The sequence below is a fragment of the Pseudomonas graminis genome (assembly GCF_004364335.1).
Classification (GTDB): Bacteria; Pseudomonadota; Gammaproteobacteria; order Pseudomonadales; family Pseudomonadaceae; genus Aquipseudomonas; species Aquipseudomonas graminis_D.
Map to the genome: position 1 here is coordinate 307,081 of NZ_SOCR01000008.1, position 15,674 is coordinate 322,754.

Annotated in this window: 15 protein-coding genes and 1 pseudogene; 2 read left to right on the plus strand and 14 right to left on the minus strand. The window is 60.6% G+C overall.

Translation table 11 applies throughout. The features are described 5' to 3' along the window. Positions 1-503 precede the first annotated feature (503 nt). The 8 genes and pseudogenes from EC919_RS17455 to EC919_RS17490 all read right to left on the minus strand — a co-directional run bounded on the left by EC919_RS17455 (position 504) and on the right by EC919_RS17490 (position 8,652). Positions 504-1,538, minus strand: coding sequence for an ABC transporter substrate-binding protein (locus EC919_RS17455; protein ID WP_133775660.1), 1,035 nt, complete (start codon positions 1,536-1,538; stop codon positions 504-506). Positions 1,539-1,624: 86 nt separating this feature from the next. Further along, positions 1,625-2,491: an ABC transporter permease gene (locus tag EC919_RS17460; RefSeq protein ID WP_122536747.1), complete on the minus strand. Its 867-nt coding sequence runs from the start codon at positions 2,489-2,491 to the stop codon at positions 1,625-1,627. 165 nt (positions 2,492-2,656) lie between these two features. After that, a complete protein-coding gene (locus tag EC919_RS17465) occupies positions 2,657-3,538 on the minus strand; it encodes an ABC transporter ATP-binding protein (protein WP_133775661.1) in 882 nt (293 codons plus the stop codon). Between the two features lie 14 nt (positions 3,539-3,552). Beyond that, complete coding sequence (locus EC919_RS17470; protein ID WP_133775662.1) at positions 3,553-4,446, minus strand: TauD/TfdA dioxygenase family protein; 894 nt, start codon at positions 4,444-4,446, stop codon at positions 3,553-3,555. 307 nt (positions 4,447-4,753) lie between these two features. Beyond that, complete coding sequence (locus EC919_RS17475; protein ID WP_133775663.1) at positions 4,754-5,542, minus strand: MetQ/NlpA family ABC transporter substrate-binding protein; 789 nt, start codon at positions 5,540-5,542, stop codon at positions 4,754-4,756. A gap of 217 nt (positions 5,543-5,759) precedes the next feature. Continuing rightward, a pseudogene (locus EC919_RS17480) lies at positions 5,760-6,575 on the minus strand (sigma 54-interacting transcriptional regulator); the annotation flags it as partial. 132 nt (positions 6,576-6,707) lie between these two features. Further along, positions 6,708-7,289: an alpha/beta hydrolase gene (locus EC919_RS17485; RefSeq protein WP_133775665.1), complete on the minus strand. Its 582-nt coding sequence runs from the start codon at positions 7,287-7,289 to the stop codon at positions 6,708-6,710. Positions 7,290-7,581: 292 nt separating this feature from the next. Then, positions 7,582-8,652: a fatty acid desaturase gene (locus tag EC919_RS17490; RefSeq protein ID WP_133775666.1), complete on the minus strand. Its 1,071-nt coding sequence runs from the start codon at positions 8,650-8,652 to the stop codon at positions 7,582-7,584. A 110-nt stretch (positions 8,653-8,762) separates the two neighbouring features. On the opposite strand from EC919_RS17490, the gene EC919_RS17495 reads away from it, so the two are divergent. Beyond that, positions 8,763-9,770: an AraC family transcriptional regulator gene (locus EC919_RS17495; RefSeq protein WP_133775667.1), complete on the plus strand. Its 1,008-nt coding sequence runs from the start codon at positions 8,763-8,765 to the stop codon at positions 9,768-9,770. Positions 9,771-9,782: 12 nt separating this feature from the next. Here EC919_RS17495 and EC919_RS17500 read toward each other — a convergent pair whose 3' ends face one another. Then, on the minus strand, positions 9,783-10,493 hold the full coding sequence (locus EC919_RS17500) for a Crp/Fnr family transcriptional regulator (RefSeq protein ID WP_133775668.1): 711 nt from the start codon (positions 10,491-10,493) through the stop codon (positions 9,783-9,785). Positions 10,494-10,599: 106 nt separating this feature from the next. Here EC919_RS17500 and EC919_RS17505 point away from each other — a divergent pair, with 106 nt between their 5' ends. Next, entirely contained in the window at positions 10,600-11,136 is a 537-nt protein-coding gene (locus tag EC919_RS17505) for a DUF962 domain-containing protein (RefSeq protein ID WP_133775669.1), read from the plus strand. Positions 11,137-11,443: 307 nt separating this feature from the next. On the opposite strand, the gene EC919_RS17510 is transcribed toward EC919_RS17505, so the two are convergent. From EC919_RS17510 to oscA, 5 genes are all read right to left on the minus strand, one after another. After that, complete coding sequence (locus tag EC919_RS17510; protein WP_133775670.1) at positions 11,444-12,433, minus strand: sulfate/molybdate ABC transporter ATP-binding protein; 990 nt, start codon at positions 12,431-12,433, stop codon at positions 11,444-11,446. Between the two features lie 3 nt (positions 12,434-12,436). Next, a complete protein-coding gene (cysW, locus tag EC919_RS17515) occupies positions 12,437-13,309 on the minus strand; it encodes a sulfate ABC transporter permease subunit CysW (RefSeq protein WP_133775671.1) in 873 nt (290 codons plus the stop codon). Between the two features lie 12 nt (positions 13,310-13,321). Then, complete coding sequence (cysT, locus tag EC919_RS17520) at positions 13,322-14,143, minus strand: sulfate ABC transporter permease subunit CysT (RefSeq protein WP_133775672.1); 822 nt, start codon at positions 14,141-14,143, stop codon at positions 13,322-13,324. A gap of 210 nt (positions 14,144-14,353) precedes the next feature. After that, the gene (locus tag EC919_RS17525; RefSeq protein WP_133775673.1) at positions 14,354-15,364 is read right to left on the minus strand and encodes a sulfate ABC transporter substrate-binding protein; all 1,011 of its coding nucleotides are present in this window, start codon (positions 15,362-15,364) and stop codon (positions 14,354-14,356) included. An 82-nt stretch (positions 15,365-15,446) separates the two neighbouring features. After that, entirely contained in the window at positions 15,447-15,629 is a 183-nt protein-coding gene (gene oscA, locus EC919_RS17530; protein ID WP_065990977.1) for a sulfur starvation response protein OscA, read from the minus strand. Positions 15,630-15,674: the final 45 nt, after the last annotated feature.

Consider the following 15,674-nt stretch of genomic DNA (forward strand, 5'->3'; position numbering starts at 1 on the left):
AGCGCGCTCCTACAGGTTTCGTGCCGTGCCCGATGTGTGCGTCTGACACAAATCCCCCCGTAGGCGCGTGGCTTGTCCCGCGATCGGCCGGGAACCGGTCGTGAATCGGTTCACGCGGTGAATCAGGCAGAAACCGGTGGCAGACCTGCTGCCGCTGCGCGCCAGATCGCGGGACAAGCCACGCTCCTACCGATATTTCATACGCCGGACGTCCAGCGCCGGACATAGATCGGTGTAGGAGCACGCATGGTCTGAGCCGCATCCGGACGATGGCGGTGGGTCTGTGACATTGATGTTGGCGGACACAACGCGTTCGCGGGCAAGCGCGCTCCTACAGTCATGCGCCGGGTCCAGCATCTGCGTCTGACGAAGATCGGTTTGGTGCCCGCGGCGAATATCTTCGACGGACGCTAATCTCCTGTAGGAGCAATCGGAGGTTACGACGGTCGCGAAGGCGGCGTGACTGACACACCGCTTTCAGCAGCCCGATCAAACATCGAGGATCAACTCCCCGCGCCGCCGTGGGCTTCTTCGAAAAAGAAGTCCTTCCAGCTGTCGGCCTTGTTTTTCAGCACACCCAGCTCGTGCAGTTTCTCGGCATAGATAAACGTGAGTTGAGGTACGACGGTGAAATCGATTTCAGGGTCGGAGACGATCTTCTCCACCAGCGGCAACGGCAGTTTCGATTTCTCGACGTCGATGTAGGTCTTGGCCGCCGCAGGTTTGTCGGCCTTGATGATCTTCTCAGCCTCGGCCAGGGCGTCGTAGAACGCCTTGTAGGTCTTCGGGTTTTCATCGTGGAATTTCTGAGTGGTGTAGAGGACGTTGAACGTCGCCTGGCCGCCCAGCACGTCGTACGAACTCAGCACTTTATGCACGTTGGGATTTTCCAGCTCCTGGTACTGAAATGGCGGACTGGAGAAGTGCGCGCTGATCTCCGATCCGCCGGCAATCAGCGCCGACGTGGCGTCCGGGTGCGGCAGGCTGACCGAGATGTTGTCGAATTTCTTGAAATTGTCGTTCCCGAACAGCTTGGCGGTTTCGATCTGCAAGGTGCGCGACTGGAAGCCCACGCCCGCCGCCGGCACTGCGATGCGGTCCTTGTCGGTGAAGTCGTTGAGTGTTTTCACGTTTGGATTGTTGCTGAGCAGGTAATTGGGCATCGAGCCCAGCGAGGCGATCGCCTTGACGTTCTGCTTGCCCTTGGTCCGATCCCAGATGGTCAGCATCGGCGGTACGCCCGCCGACACCACATCCAGCGCGCCAGCCAGTAGGGCCTCGTTCATCGCGGTGGCGCCGGAGATGCTGTTCCAGTCGACCTTGATGTCCAGGCCCTGCTCCTTGCCGTGCTTCTCGATCAGCTTCTGCTGCTGAACGACGTCCAGAATTAGATAACCGATGCCGAACTGCTGGGCGATGCTGATCTTGCCTTCCGCTTGGGCGCTGCTGCTCAACAACGCCCCAGCCAGGCCCAGTGCGGCGGCGAGCGCGGTCAGTGTCGGGCGCTTGAACGGTGCAGCTGTCTTTGAAAAATCCATACATTTCTCACGATGAAGGCGAAAGGGATTGCAGCCTCGTTGCCCATCCAGCGGCCACGAAGCAGAGCGTTCATTGATAAAACAGATCAGCGCTGCATACCCCACCGCTTCACGGTCAGGCGCTCGACGTTGCTGAACAGCAGGTTTTCTACCAGCAGACCGATGATGATCACCGCCGCCAGACCCGCGAACACTTTGTCGGTGTACAGCTCGTTGCGATTCTGGAAGATGTACCAACCCAGGCCGCCCTTGCCCGAAGACGCGCCAAACACCAGTTCAGCGGCGATGAGGGTTCGCCAGGCAAATGCCCAGCCGATCTTCAGGCCCGCGAGAATCGACGGCAGCGCGGCAGGAATCAGGATGTACCAGACGAACCGCAGCCCTTTAAGGCCGTAATTGCGCCCGGCCATGCGCTGGGTTTCAGAGACGCCGAGAAATCCTGCGTACGTGTTCAAGGCCAATGCCCAGAGCACCGAGTGCACCAGCACGAAGATCAGGCTGTTTTCACCCAGGCCGAACCACAGCAGCGACAGCGGCAACAGCGCGATGGCCGGCAACGGGTTGAACATCGCCGTCAGCGTACCCAGCAGGTCGCGACCCAGTTGGGTCGACACCGCCAGCGTCGTCAGGCCGAACGCCAGGACGATGCCGATCAGGTAGCCCTTGACCAGGACCGTCAGGGAAATCCAGACCTTGGTCAGCAATTCGCCGCTGGCGATGCCGTCAATGAACGCCGAAGCGGTTTGCAGGAAGCTCGGCAGCAGCAGGTCGTTGCCCTGAATGCGCGCGGCAATTTCCCAGATGATCGCCAGCGCCACGAGGATGACGGCTTTACGCACCCAGCTGACCTGCCAGATGCGTTGCGCAAGGGGAATGTCGCGGGCCAGGTCTTCCTGAGTGAAAGGCTCCAGCACGACTTCGTATTCTTCCCGCAGAGGGGGTGAAAGGCTCATGAGTATATCTCTCAAGTCGACGCACCCTGTAGGAGCCGGCTTGCTGGCGAACCCATCCGTCATTCACCAAAACGGTGTCAGACCCAACGCGTTCGCCAGCAAGCCGGCTCCTACAGAGATACATTCAATTCAGGCCGCCGGTGGTGGGTGCCGCCGGGATCGCTGTTAATAGGCAATACGAACATCCTGAAACCGCAGATCCGGCTCGACCGCAGGCGCTTCGCCCTCGTCGAACAGCAGCCGGTGAATGCGCTGCGCAGACGCCTGAAACTCAATGCCGCCGAGGCTTTTCAGGGTGTACTGATGGCTGTTGATCTCGGCACGCACGCGGCCCGGATGGGGCGACAGCAGCAGAATCCGGTTGCCCACCACCAGCGCTTCCTCGATGGAGTGGGTGACGAACAGCAGCGTGAAGCGCACCTCTTCCCACAGCTCCAGCAGCTCTTCCTGCATCTTGCGGCGGGTCAACGCGTCGAGCGCGGCGAAGGGTTCGTCCATCAGCAGGATCTTGGGCTGCATCGCCAGCGCCCGGGCAATCGCCACACGCGCCTTCATGCCACCGGACAAAGTGTGCGGATAGGCATCGGCGAAGGCGCTCAAGCCGACTTTCTCCAGGTAATACCGCGCACGCTCCTCGGCTTCGCGACGCTTGAGGGTGCGCGAGGCCAGCAGCGGAAACATGACGTTCTGAATCACCGTCTTCCACGGCGGCAACTGGTCGAATTCCTGAAACACCACAATCCGGTCCGGCCCCGGCTCCTTTACTTCCTGGCCGGCCAGACGAATCTGCCCTTCGCTGGGCTGGATGAATCCGGCCACGGCTTTAAGGAGCGTGGACTTGCCGCAGCCCGACGGGCCGAGCAGGACAAAACGGTCGGCAGGGTCGATTTCAAAACTGACTTGATTGGTGGCCCGCACCACGCGCTCCGGCGTGCGGTATTCAAGGCTGACGCCTTGTACTTGCAGCAGCGCCTCAGCGGTGGGCTGATTGGCCTGGTGCGCGTTCAAGCGATCGCTAGCCGTGTGGCTTTGCAGAACAGCATTCATGGAGCTCTCCTGAATCAGAACGGCGCATCGCCCTGAATGGTGGTGCGGTGCAAGCGACGGCGCAGGTGATCGGGCGTGCCGCCGGCCAGGTGAATCAGCGAGCGGTTGTCCCAGAACACCATGTCGTTCTCCTGCCACTTGTGGCGGTAAACGCCTTCCGGACGAACGCTGTGGGCGTACAGCTCGGTCAGAATTGCCTGACTCTCGTCTTCCGGCAGGCCGACGATGTGGGTGGTGAAGCCTTCGCTGACGAACAGCGCCTTGCGCCCGTTTTCCGGGTGGGTACGCACGATCGGGTGGCTGACCACCGCGACCTGCGCCAGCTGTTCAGCACTGAGGGTCGGGCGCCAGTTATCGGCATTCCGGCCATGGCTGTAGCGTGAGGTGTAGCTGTGCACGGCATGGCGCCCTTCAACGACCTTGCGCAAATGCTCGGGGAGCGTGTCCCAGGCCAGGTGCATGTCAGCGAACAGGGTGTCGCCGCCTTCGCTCGGCAGCTCTTGGGCATAGAGCATTGAGCCCAGGCTCGGCAGTTCTTTGTAGGAAAGGTCCGAGTGCCAGTATTTGCCAGCATCGCCCAGCCCGACCGGCTGGCCGTCCTCGACGATATTGGAGACGATCAAAATCTCGGGATGATTGGCGAGCAGGAACTGCTTGAGCACGTGAATCTGCAGGACGCCAAAACGGCGGCTGAAATCGATCTGCTGTTGCGGGGTAATGTGCTGATCGCGGAAAACGACAACGTGATAGTCGAGATGCGCTTGATGCACGCGGGCAAAATCGGTGTCGTTGAGCGGACGGGACAGATCCAGACCGACGATTTCCGCGCCCACCTTTTCGGCGAATGGACGCACATCGAACTGCTGACCGGGCGCTTGCGCGGACGAAGCGTGGGAGGCTGCTGGCATGAGAACTCCGACTCCAAAAGGTGTGGCTGAGGAGGGAGGACTTTAAAGCTATAAGAAGCGAAGTTTAAATATCGAAAGAGCATATGCATAGCGCTGAACGACCTAGCGACGGCCTTCGGCAATCACGGTTATGTGTAGGTCGGTTGAAAGCAGACTTATGCACAGGCGCTGAGCTTAAAACGCAAAACGCGCTTGCCCGCCGCCACTTCCCTGCACCCGACGACAGTGCGTCAGCGGACAGGGAGCAACGGCGGGCAAGCGCGTTTTGTACAGATGAATGCGCTGCAATCGCGCATTCAGGCCTTCATCAGAACGCCGGCAATACCGCGCCGTCGTACTTCTTGTTGATGAAGTCTTTGACTTGCTGGCTGGTCAGCGCTTTGGACAGCTTCTCGATCGCGTCGGTGTGAGCGTTGTCGGTACGGGTCACCAGGTAGTTCACGTACGGCGAGTCGGCACCTTCCAGAATCAGCGCATCCTTTTTAGGGTTGAGCTTGGCATCCAGCGCGTAGTTGGTGTTGATCAGATCCAGGTCAACCTGATCCAGCGCGCGCGGCAACAGCGCCGATTCCAGCTCGCGGAATTTCAGTTTCTTCGGGTTGGTGGCGATGTCTTTCGGCGTCGACAAGGCGTTGGTCGGGTCTTTCAGGGTGATCAGGCCGTTCTTCTGCAACAGCAGCAGGGCGCGACCGGCGTTGCTGCCTTCGTTCGGAATGGCAACGGTTGCGCCTTCAGGCAACTGGTCGATGGACTTCCACTTCTTCGAGTAGCCGCCGAACGGTTCGACGTGTACGCCGACGCCGGTCACCAGGGTAGCGCCCTTGCCTTTGTTGAAGCCGTCCAGGTAAGGCTTGGTCTGGAAGTAGTTGGCGTCCAGACGCTTCTCGTTCAGTTGCACGTTGGGCTGCACGTAGTCAGTGAAGACCTTGATCTGCAGGTCCACGCCTTCTTTGGCCAGTTCAGGCTTGATCAGCTCAAGGATCTCGGCGTGCGGAACAGCGGTGGCGCCCACGACGAGCTTCTCGGCAGCTTGTGCAGCGCTGATGCCCAGGGAGAGAGCAGCCGCCAGTGCGGTGAACAAAAACGTCTTCTTCATGCGATGTCCTTAATAGAAATCGGGTCGCCTCGTGGGCGACTTTGCCTTCGGTCTGCCGCGGGATCGACCCTTGGCGGGGTGGCGGCTGATGCGGACAGTACCGAGATTTTTTATTCCGAGACAATACTTTTTAGTCGGATGGTTATGCTTTTTGGTTCTCAATGGGCATTTCGCCACCCGTCTGTTCGATGCACGAGCCCCAGAGCTGTCAGCGAACCGGCAGGTTCAGATGCTCGGGCAGGATCTCCGCGCCACTGCTGACCAGCAAAGCGAAGTGAATGACGTTCTCCAGCTCCCGCGTATTGCCCGGCCAGTAATGGGCTTCGAGTACACGCTGCGCGTCCTCGCTGATCAGCGGCATCTCGAAATCGAAGCGCTGGCTGTAAATCCCCAGGAAATATTCCGCCAACGGCAGGATGTTGCCGGGCTGCTCGCGCAACGCCGGCAGGTCGAGGCGTCCTTCGTTCAAGTAGCGATAAAGCCGCTCGTGGAATTTGCCGGCGGCGACTGACAGGCGCAGATCGATGCTGGTCGCTGCGACCAGCCTGACGTCGACCTGGCTGGGCTGCGTGGCACCGACGCGGGTGACTTCGTGGTTTTCCAGCGCCGCCAGCAATTTGATCTGGATCGCCATCGGCAGGTCGGCGATCTCATCCAGGTACAACGTGCCGCCCGTTGCCGAGCCGAACCAGCCCGCCCGACTGCTGACAGAACCGCTATGGGCGCCGGCGGCGTAACCGAACAGCTCGGCGTCGGCGTAGGTCGAGCTGATGGCGCCGCAGTTGACCGATACGAACAACCCGGCCCGGTCGCTGCCACGGTGAATATGACGCGCCAGCAATTCCTTGCCCGTACCGGACTCGCCGCGGATCAGCACTGGCAGGTCCAGCGGCGCCAGCAGCTCCATTTCTTCGCGCAACTGCCGCGATCGCGGATCGATGAATACCAACGCCTTGGCGCGAATGCTCAGCGGGCTTTTTTCAGCATCAGGGAAGGTCAACAGCGGGTGGCTCGAAATGTCGGAAAGGCTCATGGCAGGCTCCCGCCCCGGCCATTCATGGACCCGGGCGTTGAAAAAAAAGCCGCAGCACCTGTCGGTTCACTGCGGCGAAAATGGTCGTGAGAAAAGTGGGCTCAAGCGCAACGACCGTTGCGAATGCTCTGGTCATGCGCGACGGCGGTTGAAATGCTCGATGCGCCCTTGCAGCCGGTACAGATAAGCGAAACCCTGTTCCCAACGCTGATGCCCGGACTTCACGTTGATATGCCCAGCGCCGCTGAGGATGCCGATCTCGGCGCCCCAATTGCGGGCCATTTCCATCGCGCGCAACGCGCTGACGGCGGAATCGTTGTCCGAGCTGACCACTTGGGTCGGGAACGGCAGCAGGTGCTCGGGAATGGGCGCGAAATTGCGGATCGCCGGCGGGCAATTGGGACGCTCGACGTCGGCGGGAGCGACCAGCAATGCCCCTCGCACCTGACGCAGACTCGCCAGTGGCGCCAGCTGCGCCCAATGGGCGACAGTGACGCAACCCAGGCTGTGGGCGATGAGAATCACCGGTGTGCTGTCAGAGGCGATGGCGCGTTGCAGCTCACCCACCCAATCTTCCCGGCGCGGCTTGAGCCAGTCGGCCTGCTCAACACGCACGCTGTTGGGCAGGCTGTTCTGCCAGTGAGTTTGCCAATGGTCGTCGGCAGATCCTTGCCAGCCTGGCACGATCAAATAACGGATCGATTCGTTATGCATGGCCTTCGCCTCCTGCATGGTGCGTTCATGGGGGCGAGTATAGGGATCGGGCATATATTCGAAAAAGAATAAGAAGCTATTTATTAATAGCTCGAAAATATATGCCGCAACTTCAGGGGATGGCGCAAAAAAAGAGGGCCACCCCCTGCCTTAAAGGGGTGACCCTGAGAATCACGCTGTCTGCCCCCAGCTCGCCGGGGATGAGCAGAGATTAAGGGGCGGTTGTTACAGAAATCTTTATCCAGAGAAATTTCTGAAAGGCGGCGTCATTGGCGCAACAGGCAGGTAGGTGTCAACCGCGCGCAGGCTTGAGCACCGTTTCGTTTTCAGTCACCCGGTCAAACCGGTTAGCCCGCCCGAAAGTACCGAAATCATTGAACCGCACCCCCATCTCGGCCATCACCTTGTGCGCAACGGGCGCCGTCATCTGGCGTATGTAAAACGGCTCCTTCACCACGAAGTGATGTATGCCGTGGGTACTGCCGAAGTTGAAACAGAACGCCTGCAGCGGCCACATCCACCACGGATTGAGCACTTGGGTCTGCTGCATGACATTGCCCATCTCGACGTCGCCGTAGTAATGCATGTTCGAACTGACGAAATGCAGGCAGAAGGTACGCAGCACGTTCGGACCGACCAATACCACAACAGCGATGTCGATGACGTGCATGACCGCCAGCGTGTTCGCCGACCAGTCAATCGGGCTGCCCATCAGACCGGCAATGCCGTTGGCGGCGTGGAAACCGAGGAACACGTACCACGCGCCCCAGTTGAGCAGCGCCAGCGGCGCGTAAACGCGAAGGGTGCGCTTGAGAATGCTGAATTTATGCGCCCGGGTTTTCGCCCGCAGCATGCGGATCAGCGACGACATGACGTTATCGCCCACCATCAGTAACCGCGCCACGCCCCATGGTTCGCCATTGGTGATGGCACGCTCCTCCATATCCGCCTCGGTGCCGGAGACCTTGTGATGATTAAGGTGCAAGTGCCGACGAATCCACGGATTGATCGTGCTCGGCCGCGCCAGCCAGACCAATGCCAGCATCAAGTTATGGGGCACGCGCTGCTTGCGGAAATACATGCTGTGGATCAGGTCGTGCTCAAGCTCGTGGGTCAGCGACGCAAAGAACGCATTCAGCAGCAGGCACGCCCACCACGCCAGGTAACCCCCCATATAGAGCGCCGCGCTGCCGATCATGCCGGCCAGTGCGAAGAACAGGATGCCGGCACCAATGGCGTCCTGATGCCGCAGCAGCGGGTAGCGCTCACGCAGCGCGGCGCCGTGGGCGGAAACCACCGCACGAATATGCGCTGATCGTTGTTGTGCATTCAGTCCGGCAGCACTTGCAGAAGTGTCGTGCATGATTCCATTCTCCGGTTTCAGGATGAAAAAACGTGGCACCACTGTGCCGCTTAAGCCGGGATGCTGCCTGACCGTGAACGCCAATCTGTAGACCGGAAGCGCCAACCTGTATGCCTGAGCCGAGCATCCTCGCCAGCTGGACCCGCGCCCTGCGCAAGCAACTCGATGCCCTCGGCCTCGACAGCCTCGCGCTGAGCCAGGCTGCGGGCCTGGATCCGCAGCTGATGGATGACCCCAACGCTCGATATCCGGTGGCGGTGACCACCCGTTTCTGGGAGCTGGCCGTGCAGGCCAGCGGCGATCCGGCGCTGGGCTTGCGGGTGTCGCGGTTCGTCAGCCCGACGACCTTTCATGCGCTCGGTTATGCGCTGGTCGCCAGCGGCTCGTTGCGTGAGGTGTTCGAGCGCATCGTGCGTTATCACCCGGTGGTGAGCGACGCGCTGGTCATGAGCTTCGAACGTGTGGACGAGCGTTACGAGTTTCGTTTCCGCGTGCCCGACGGCAGTCCGATGCCGGCCAATGAGGCGATGGACGCCTTCGCCGCAATCTATGTGCGCACCTGCCGCAACCGCTTGGGCCGTCATTACGCGCCGCTGGCCGTGCACCTGATGCGCCCGCAACCGGCAGACCCGCAGCCGTGGCATGACGTCTTCCGCGCGCCGCTGTTCTTCGGCGCGGCGGAGAATCTGCTGAGTTTTGCCTGCGAGGATTTCGACAGGCATCTGGAAGATGGCAATCCGGAGTTGGCCGTGCACAACGAGGCTGTGCTCAACCGCACCCTTGAGCAGCTCAGTGCGCTGACCTGGGAGCGCAAAGTGCGTGGCGCCATCGAAGCTCAATTGCCGGAAGGCGAGCCGTCCGCCGAGCACATCGCCCACACGCTGCACCTGAGTCTGCGCAGCCTTCAGCGCCATCTGGCCGACGAGGGCTGCCGCTACGACTTGCTGCTCAATCAGTGCCGACAGAATCTGGCGCTGCAACACATGCGCGACCCGGCTTGCTCGCTCAGCGAAGTCGCCTACCTGCTCGGTTTCGCCGACACCAGCAGCTTCAGCCGGGCGTTCAAGCGCTGGACCGGCATGACGCCCAGCCAGTATCGCGAAGGAATGAATCATTGATGGGTGACGCCATCACGCGCAGGCGCCGGTCAGGCGATGAAGGGCGGCCTCGCGCAACCATTCGGTGTCCTGCACGTAGATAAGATCGCGATCGCGGCGCACGATCTGCCGTTCGGCGAACTGCCCCAACACCCGCTCGACCACCTCAGCGCTCAGCCCAAGGCAGCGATTCGACGCCATGTCGGCAAGGGGCACGCTGCGCACGGAGCGATCCATCTCGCCATAGGCTTCGGCCAGCATCAGCAGCCGAAACGCCACCCGTTCTTCGGTGGGCATCAGGGTGATGTCTTCAACGGCAGGCACGGCGAGCCCAAGTTTGCGCCCCAGCAACTCGCGGAAATGCCGCCACAACGCCGGGTGTTCGGCCAGCAGTTGCTTGAGTGGCGCGTGGGGCATGTGCAGGAGAATGACCGCGCCTTGTGCGAAGACATCGTGGGTCGCGGGCAGGTCGTCGAACAAAGAGGCTTCGCCAAACCAGAACGGCCGATACTCCTCGGCGGTAGGCATGTCCGCTTGCTGCGGCTTCAGGGGATTGATCCGTAACGAGCCCGTGAGCAACGCGTACAGGCCGGGCGCCGGATCGTCGCGCTGGAAGATCGATTTGCCGGGCGTCACCCGGCGCTGCCGCATGCCGATCAGCAAGCTATCCTGCAACAGCGCAGGCAAATCGCGGAACCATCGGTCGTTGATAAACCATGAGCGCCATTGGGTTCCATTCGTCATGTGAATCTCCTTTTGATAGCCGGCGTTTTGTTGCAGGCTGAGCCGTCCAGCGGGTTCAGCCAAAAAAAATCAGCGGCATGATCCACGTATCCAGAGAGGAATAACAATGAAAAACCTCGTCGATCACCTTAGCCAATACGCGGCCTACCACCGCGACACCCGCAATATCGTCACCCACTTCGTCGGCATTCCCCTGATCGTGATCGCGGTGGCCGTGCTGTTGTCACGCCCCGGCTGGACCAGCTGGTCCCTCGGCGGGATCTGGGTATCGCCGGCCTTGCTGGTGAGTCTGGCCGCGACGTTTTTCTACCTGCGACTGGATGCCTTTTTCGGCGTGCTGATGGGTGTCCTGCTCGCGCTGTGCCTGTGGCTCGGCGCGAACCTGGCGCAACAGACCACCATGGTCTGGCTCAGCGCCGGCGTCGGGTTGTTCGTGCTCGGTTGGGCGATTCAGTTTGTGGGCCATTATTACGAAGGCCGCAAGCCGGCGTTTGTCGACGACCTCACAGGCCTGATCATCGGCCCGCTGCTCGTCGTGGCCGAAGCGGCTTTTTTGCTGGGAATGAGAAAGAAGTTACAGCACGCCATCGAGGCGCGAGTGGGCAAGACGCACCGGCGGGATTTGAAAAAGGCTGCCGTTTAGAACTCGCCTCACTCTCGCACAACTGTAGGAGCGCGCTTGCCCGCGAATGCATGGGGTCAGCCGACGTGGATGTCACTGACCCACCGCCTTCGCTACCGTCGTAACCTCCGATGGCTCCTACAGTGGATTTGCGTCCGGCCCGGATTGTGAGACACCGCACGAATCTGTAGGAGCGTGGCTTGTCCCGCGATCGGCGACGCAGCCGTCGCAAACCGGATAATGCGGTGCATCAGACAGACCGCATTATCAGGATTGCTGCCGGTCCCCGGCAGATCGCGGGACAAGCCACGCTCCTACAGGGGTACGCTTAGAGGTTGTCGACTTTCTGCCAGACCTTCGGCTTGAAGAACAACGTCTCGCCCCGCGCCAGTCCGGTCAGGCTGTCATGGTCCTTTACCACTTCCGCTTCGATCAGCTCGGGTTGCCCTTCGACCTTCAGCGTCACCCGTGTTGTGGCGCCCAACGGGCGGATGTCCCGCACTTCCGCCGCGTGGTGCCCTTCCACTTCGTGCCGTGACAACGACACCTCGTGCGGGCGGAACAGCACGTGGTTGTCTTCGCCCAAGTGCAGGCGGTTCGAGTCACCCAGAAAGTGATACACGAAATCGCTGGCCGGGTTCTCATAGACATCGCCCGGCGAGCCGATCTGCTCGATCACACCCTTGTTCATCACCACGATGCGGTCAGCGACTTCCATCGCCTCTTCCTGGTCGTGGGTCACGAATACCGAGGTCAGGTTGATGTCTTCGTGCAACCGCGCCAGCCAGCGCCGCAGTTCCTTGCGCACCTTGGCATCCAGCGCGCCGAACGGCTCGTCCAGCAGCAAAACTTTAGGCTCTACCGCCAGGGCGCGGGCCAGGGCGATCCGCTGGCGCTGACCGCCCGACAGTTGTTCCGGATAGCGATCCGACAGCCAGTCCAGCTGCACCATGTTCAGCAGCTCATGCACTTTGACGGCAATCTGGCTCTCGTTGGGGCGCTGGTTTTTCGGCTTCATGCGCAGGCCGAAGGCGACGTTGTCGAACACGGTCATGTGGCGAAACAGCGCGTAATGCTGGAACACGAACCCTACGTTGCGATCGCGTACATCGTGGCCGGAGACATCCTCGCCGTGGAACACAATGCTGCCTTTATCCGGCGTTTCCAGCCCGGCAATGATGCGCAGCAGCGTGGTCTTGCCACAGCCGGACGGGCCCAACAGCGCCACGAGCTCGCCACTCTGGATATCCAGACTGATGCCGTCGAGGGCCTTGAAGGCGTTGAAATTCTTGCTGACGTTACGGACTTCGATCGACATGAATTATTCCTCCGCCGCGTTTTTGCGCAGACGGCTAATGCGCGCTTCGCTCCACTGCTTGAGCAGCAGGATGAACAGCGCAAGGATCAATAACAGGCTCGCCACGGCAAATGCAGCCACGTGGTTGTACTCGTTGTAGAGAATCTCGACATGCAGCGGCAGGGTGTTGGTTACGCCGCGAATGTGGCCGGACACCACCGACACCGCGCCGAACTCGCCCATGGCCCGCGCGGTACACAGCACCACGCCGTAGATCAGGCCCCATTTGATGTTGGGGACGGTCACGTGCCAGAACATCTGCCAGCCATTGGCACCGAGCAGGCGCGCGGCTTCTTCTTCCTGCGTGCCCTGCTCCTGCATGAGCGGGATCAGCTCGCGGGCCACGAAGGGCACCGTCACGAAGATGGTCGCCAATACGATGCCCGGCAGGGCGAAGACGATCTGGATGTCGTGGTCCTGCAGCCAGGGACCGAACACGCCACGGGCGCCGAACATCAGCACGTAAATCAGACCGGCGATGACCGGCGAGACCGAGAACGGCAGGTCGATCAGGGTGACCAGAATCGCCTTGCCACGGAAGGAGTATTTACTCACGCACCAGGCCGCCGCGACGCCGAAGACGACGTTGAGCGGCACCGAAATCAGCACCGCGAACACGGTGAGCTTCAGCGCCGACAGCGCATCGGGCTCCAGGATGGCCGCGAAGAAACCGCCGAGGCCGTTACTCAGGCCCTGGCCGATCACCACCACCAACGGCAGCAACAGGAAGAACGCGAAGACCAGCCAGCCAAGGCCGATCAGAATGCGCCGCGACACCGCGCTGCCACGACGGGCAGCATTGGCGGAGGACGCAGCAATGAGCGATGAACCAGACATACGTGCGCCTCCTCAGTTAGGGGTCTCGATGCGTCGCTGCAACAGATTGATCAGCAGCAACAGCACGAACGACACCAGCAGCATCATCACGCCAATCGCCGTGGCGCCGGTGTAGTCGTACTGGTCGAGCTTGACCATGATCAGCAGCGGCAGAATCTCGGTCTTCATCGGCATATTGCCGGCGATGAAAATCACCGAGCCGTACTCACCCACGCCTCGGGCGAATGCCAGCGCGAAGCCGGTCAGCCAGGCAGGCAACAACGCCGGCACGAGGATGTGACGGAACACTTGCAGCGGTTTGGCGCCAAGGCACGCCGCGGCTTCTTCGACTTCACGGGGGATGTCCGCCAGCACCGGCTGAACCGTGCGCACCACAAAGGGCATGGTGACGAAGGTTAACGCCAGGGTGATGCCGAACGGGGTGTAGGCGATCTTGATGCCCATTTCGGCGGCGAACTGGCCGATGAAGCCCGTTGGCGTGTACAGCGCGGTCAGCGCGATACCGGCAACGGCGGTGGGCAGTGCGAAGGGCAGATCGATCATCGCGTCGATGATCTTGCGACCGGGGAAGGTGTAACGCACCAGCACCCAGGCCAGCAGCGTGCCGATGATGCCGTTGATGATCGCCGCGAAGAACGCTGTGCCGAAACTGAGCTTGAGTGCTGCAAGCACGCGAGGCGCCGTGACGACGTTCCAGAACTGAACGGCGCTCAGTTGGGAAGCGTGGATGAACATGACCGCAAGCGGTATCAGCACAATCAGGCTGAGGTACACCAATGTGTAACCCAGCGTCAGCCCGAAGCCGGGTATGACGGGGGATATGCGTCGAGACATAAAAGTCCTTGGTTTACACACGTTACCCGGAACGAGTCCGGGTCCATTTATTCCGCTGGCGCTGCGCGGAAATATCTATCAGAAACCGCACCCGATACCAGTGATCCACCTGTAGGAGCGCGCTTGCCCGCGATAGCCATCTGCCTGTGCCAAATGCATTGACTGACACAACGCATTCGCGGGCAAGCGCGCTCCTACACAGTTCAGCGACTACTGCGGGATGTAGATCTGATCGAACACACCGCCGTCATCGAAGAACTTGGGCTGCGCCGATTTCCAGCCGCCGAAGTCTTTGTCGATGGTCAGCAGATTCAGTTTAGGAAACTGCTTCTCATACTTAGCGGCCACTTCAGCGTCACGGGGACGATAGAAGTTTTTCGCCGCGATTTCCTGACCTTCCTTGCTGTACAGGTGCTTGAGGTATTCAGTGGCGATTTCGGTGGTGCCGTGCTTCTCGGCGTTCTTCTCGACAACGGCCACGGGAGGCTCGGCCAGAATCGACAGTGAAGGGACGACGATGTCGAACTTGTCGGCGCCGCCGTCTTCTTTCAGCGCCAGGAACGCTTCGTTTTCCCACGCCAGCAGCACATCACCCTGACCATTGTTGACGAAAGTAATGGTCGAACCCCGGGCACCGGTGTCCAGCACAGGCACATGCTTGAACAGCTTGCCGATGTAATCCTTGGCCTTGGCCTCATCGCCGCCATTGGACTTAAGACCGTAGCCGTAAGCCGCCAGGAAATTCCAGCGCGCGCCGCCCGAGGTTTTCGGGTTGGGCGTGATCACCGATACACCGTCCTTGATCAGGTCGGCCCAGTCATGGATGCCTTTCGGATTGCCCTTGCGCACCAGGAACACGATGGTCGAGGTGTACGGGGTGCTGGCGTCCGGCAGCTTGGTCTGCCAATCCGCAGGAATGGTCTTGCCCAGTTTGGCGATTTCGTCGATGTCGCCGGCCAGGGCCAGGGTCACCACGTCGGCAGGCGAGCCGTCGATCACCGAGCGGCCCTGCTTGCCCGAGCCACCATGGGACTGGTTGATCTTCACGGTGTCGCCCGGGTGGGATTTTTTCCAGTAGTTGATGAATTCGGCGTTGTAGTCCTGATACAGCTCGCGCGTAGGGTCATACGACACGTTCAGCAGGGTGAAATCCTTGGCGACAGCAGAGCCGGCAAACACCGCACTGGCGAGCGCGGCCAGCGCATAACGACGAATGGACATGAATCAAGCTCCTGGACAAATTCTGTGTTGTTGGCTTTTTCTAGTTTTAGGTCATGCAGTGTTCGTTATGCGGGAGCGTGGCTCAGCCCTGCTTGTTGCTCGGGTTCTGCAGACGGAATTTTTCCTTGCGCTCGATCTGCACCACCTGCGCGTTGTGCACCGTGATTTCAACCGCGCCAAAGCGCAGGTCCCGCAGCGCGCTTTGAATTTCACGCAAAATGCTTGCTTCGTCCTGACCGTCAACGCTACGTAGAGATGCGCTCATGTTCGTGCTCCTTGAAAGATTTGCCGCAGCGTGGGGGGCGGCCGC

Excerpts from the sequence above, each read along its gene's own strand:
- EC919_RS17455 (WP_133775660.1), bottom strand. The coding sequence starts at position 1,538 with ATGGATTTTTCAAAGACAGCTGCACCGTTCAAGCGCCCGACACTGACC.
- EC919_RS17460 (WP_122536747.1), bottom strand. The coding sequence starts at position 2,491 with ATGAGCCTTTCACCCCCTCTGCGGGAAGAATACGAAGTCGTGCTGGAG.
- EC919_RS17465 (WP_133775661.1), bottom strand. The coding sequence starts at position 3,538 with ATGAATGCTGTTCTGCAAAGCCACACGGCTAGCGATCGCTTGAACGCG.
- EC919_RS17470 (WP_133775662.1), bottom strand. The coding sequence starts at position 4,446 with ATGCCAGCAGCCTCCCACGCTTCGTCCGCGCAAGCGCCCGGTCAGCAG.
- EC919_RS17475 (WP_133775663.1), bottom strand. The coding sequence starts at position 5,542 with ATGAAGAAGACGTTTTTGTTCACCGCACTGGCGGCTGCTCTCTCCCTG.
- EC919_RS17485 (WP_133775665.1), bottom strand. The coding sequence starts at position 7,289 with ATGCATAACGAATCGATCCGTTATTTGATCGTGCCAGGCTGGCAAGGA.
- EC919_RS17490 (WP_133775666.1), bottom strand. The coding sequence starts at position 8,652 with ATGCACGACACTTCTGCAAGTGCTGCCGGACTGAATGCACAACAACGA.
- EC919_RS17495 (WP_133775667.1), top strand. The coding sequence starts at position 8,763 with ATGCCTGAGCCGAGCATCCTCGCCAGCTGGACCCGCGCCCTGCGCAAG.
- EC919_RS17500 (WP_133775668.1), bottom strand. The coding sequence starts at position 10,493 with ATGACGAATGGAACCCAATGGCGCTCATGGTTTATCAACGACCGATGG.
- EC919_RS17505 (WP_133775669.1), top strand. The coding sequence starts at position 10,600 with ATGAAAAACCTCGTCGATCACCTTAGCCAATACGCGGCCTACCACCGC.
- EC919_RS17510 (WP_133775670.1), bottom strand. The coding sequence starts at position 12,433 with ATGTCGATCGAAGTCCGTAACGTCAGCAAGAATTTCAACGCCTTCAAG.
- cysW (WP_133775671.1), bottom strand. The coding sequence starts at position 13,309 with ATGTCTGGTTCATCGCTCATTGCTGCGTCCTCCGCCAATGCTGCCCGT.
- cysT (WP_133775672.1), bottom strand. The coding sequence starts at position 14,143 with ATGTCTCGACGCATATCCCCCGTCATACCCGGCTTCGGGCTGACGCTG.
- EC919_RS17525 (WP_133775673.1), bottom strand. The coding sequence starts at position 15,364 with ATGTCCATTCGTCGTTATGCGCTGGCCGCGCTCGCCAGTGCGGTGTTT.
- oscA (WP_065990977.1), bottom strand. The coding sequence starts at position 15,629 with ATGAGCGCATCTCTACGTAGCGTTGACGGTCAGGACGAAGCAAGCATT.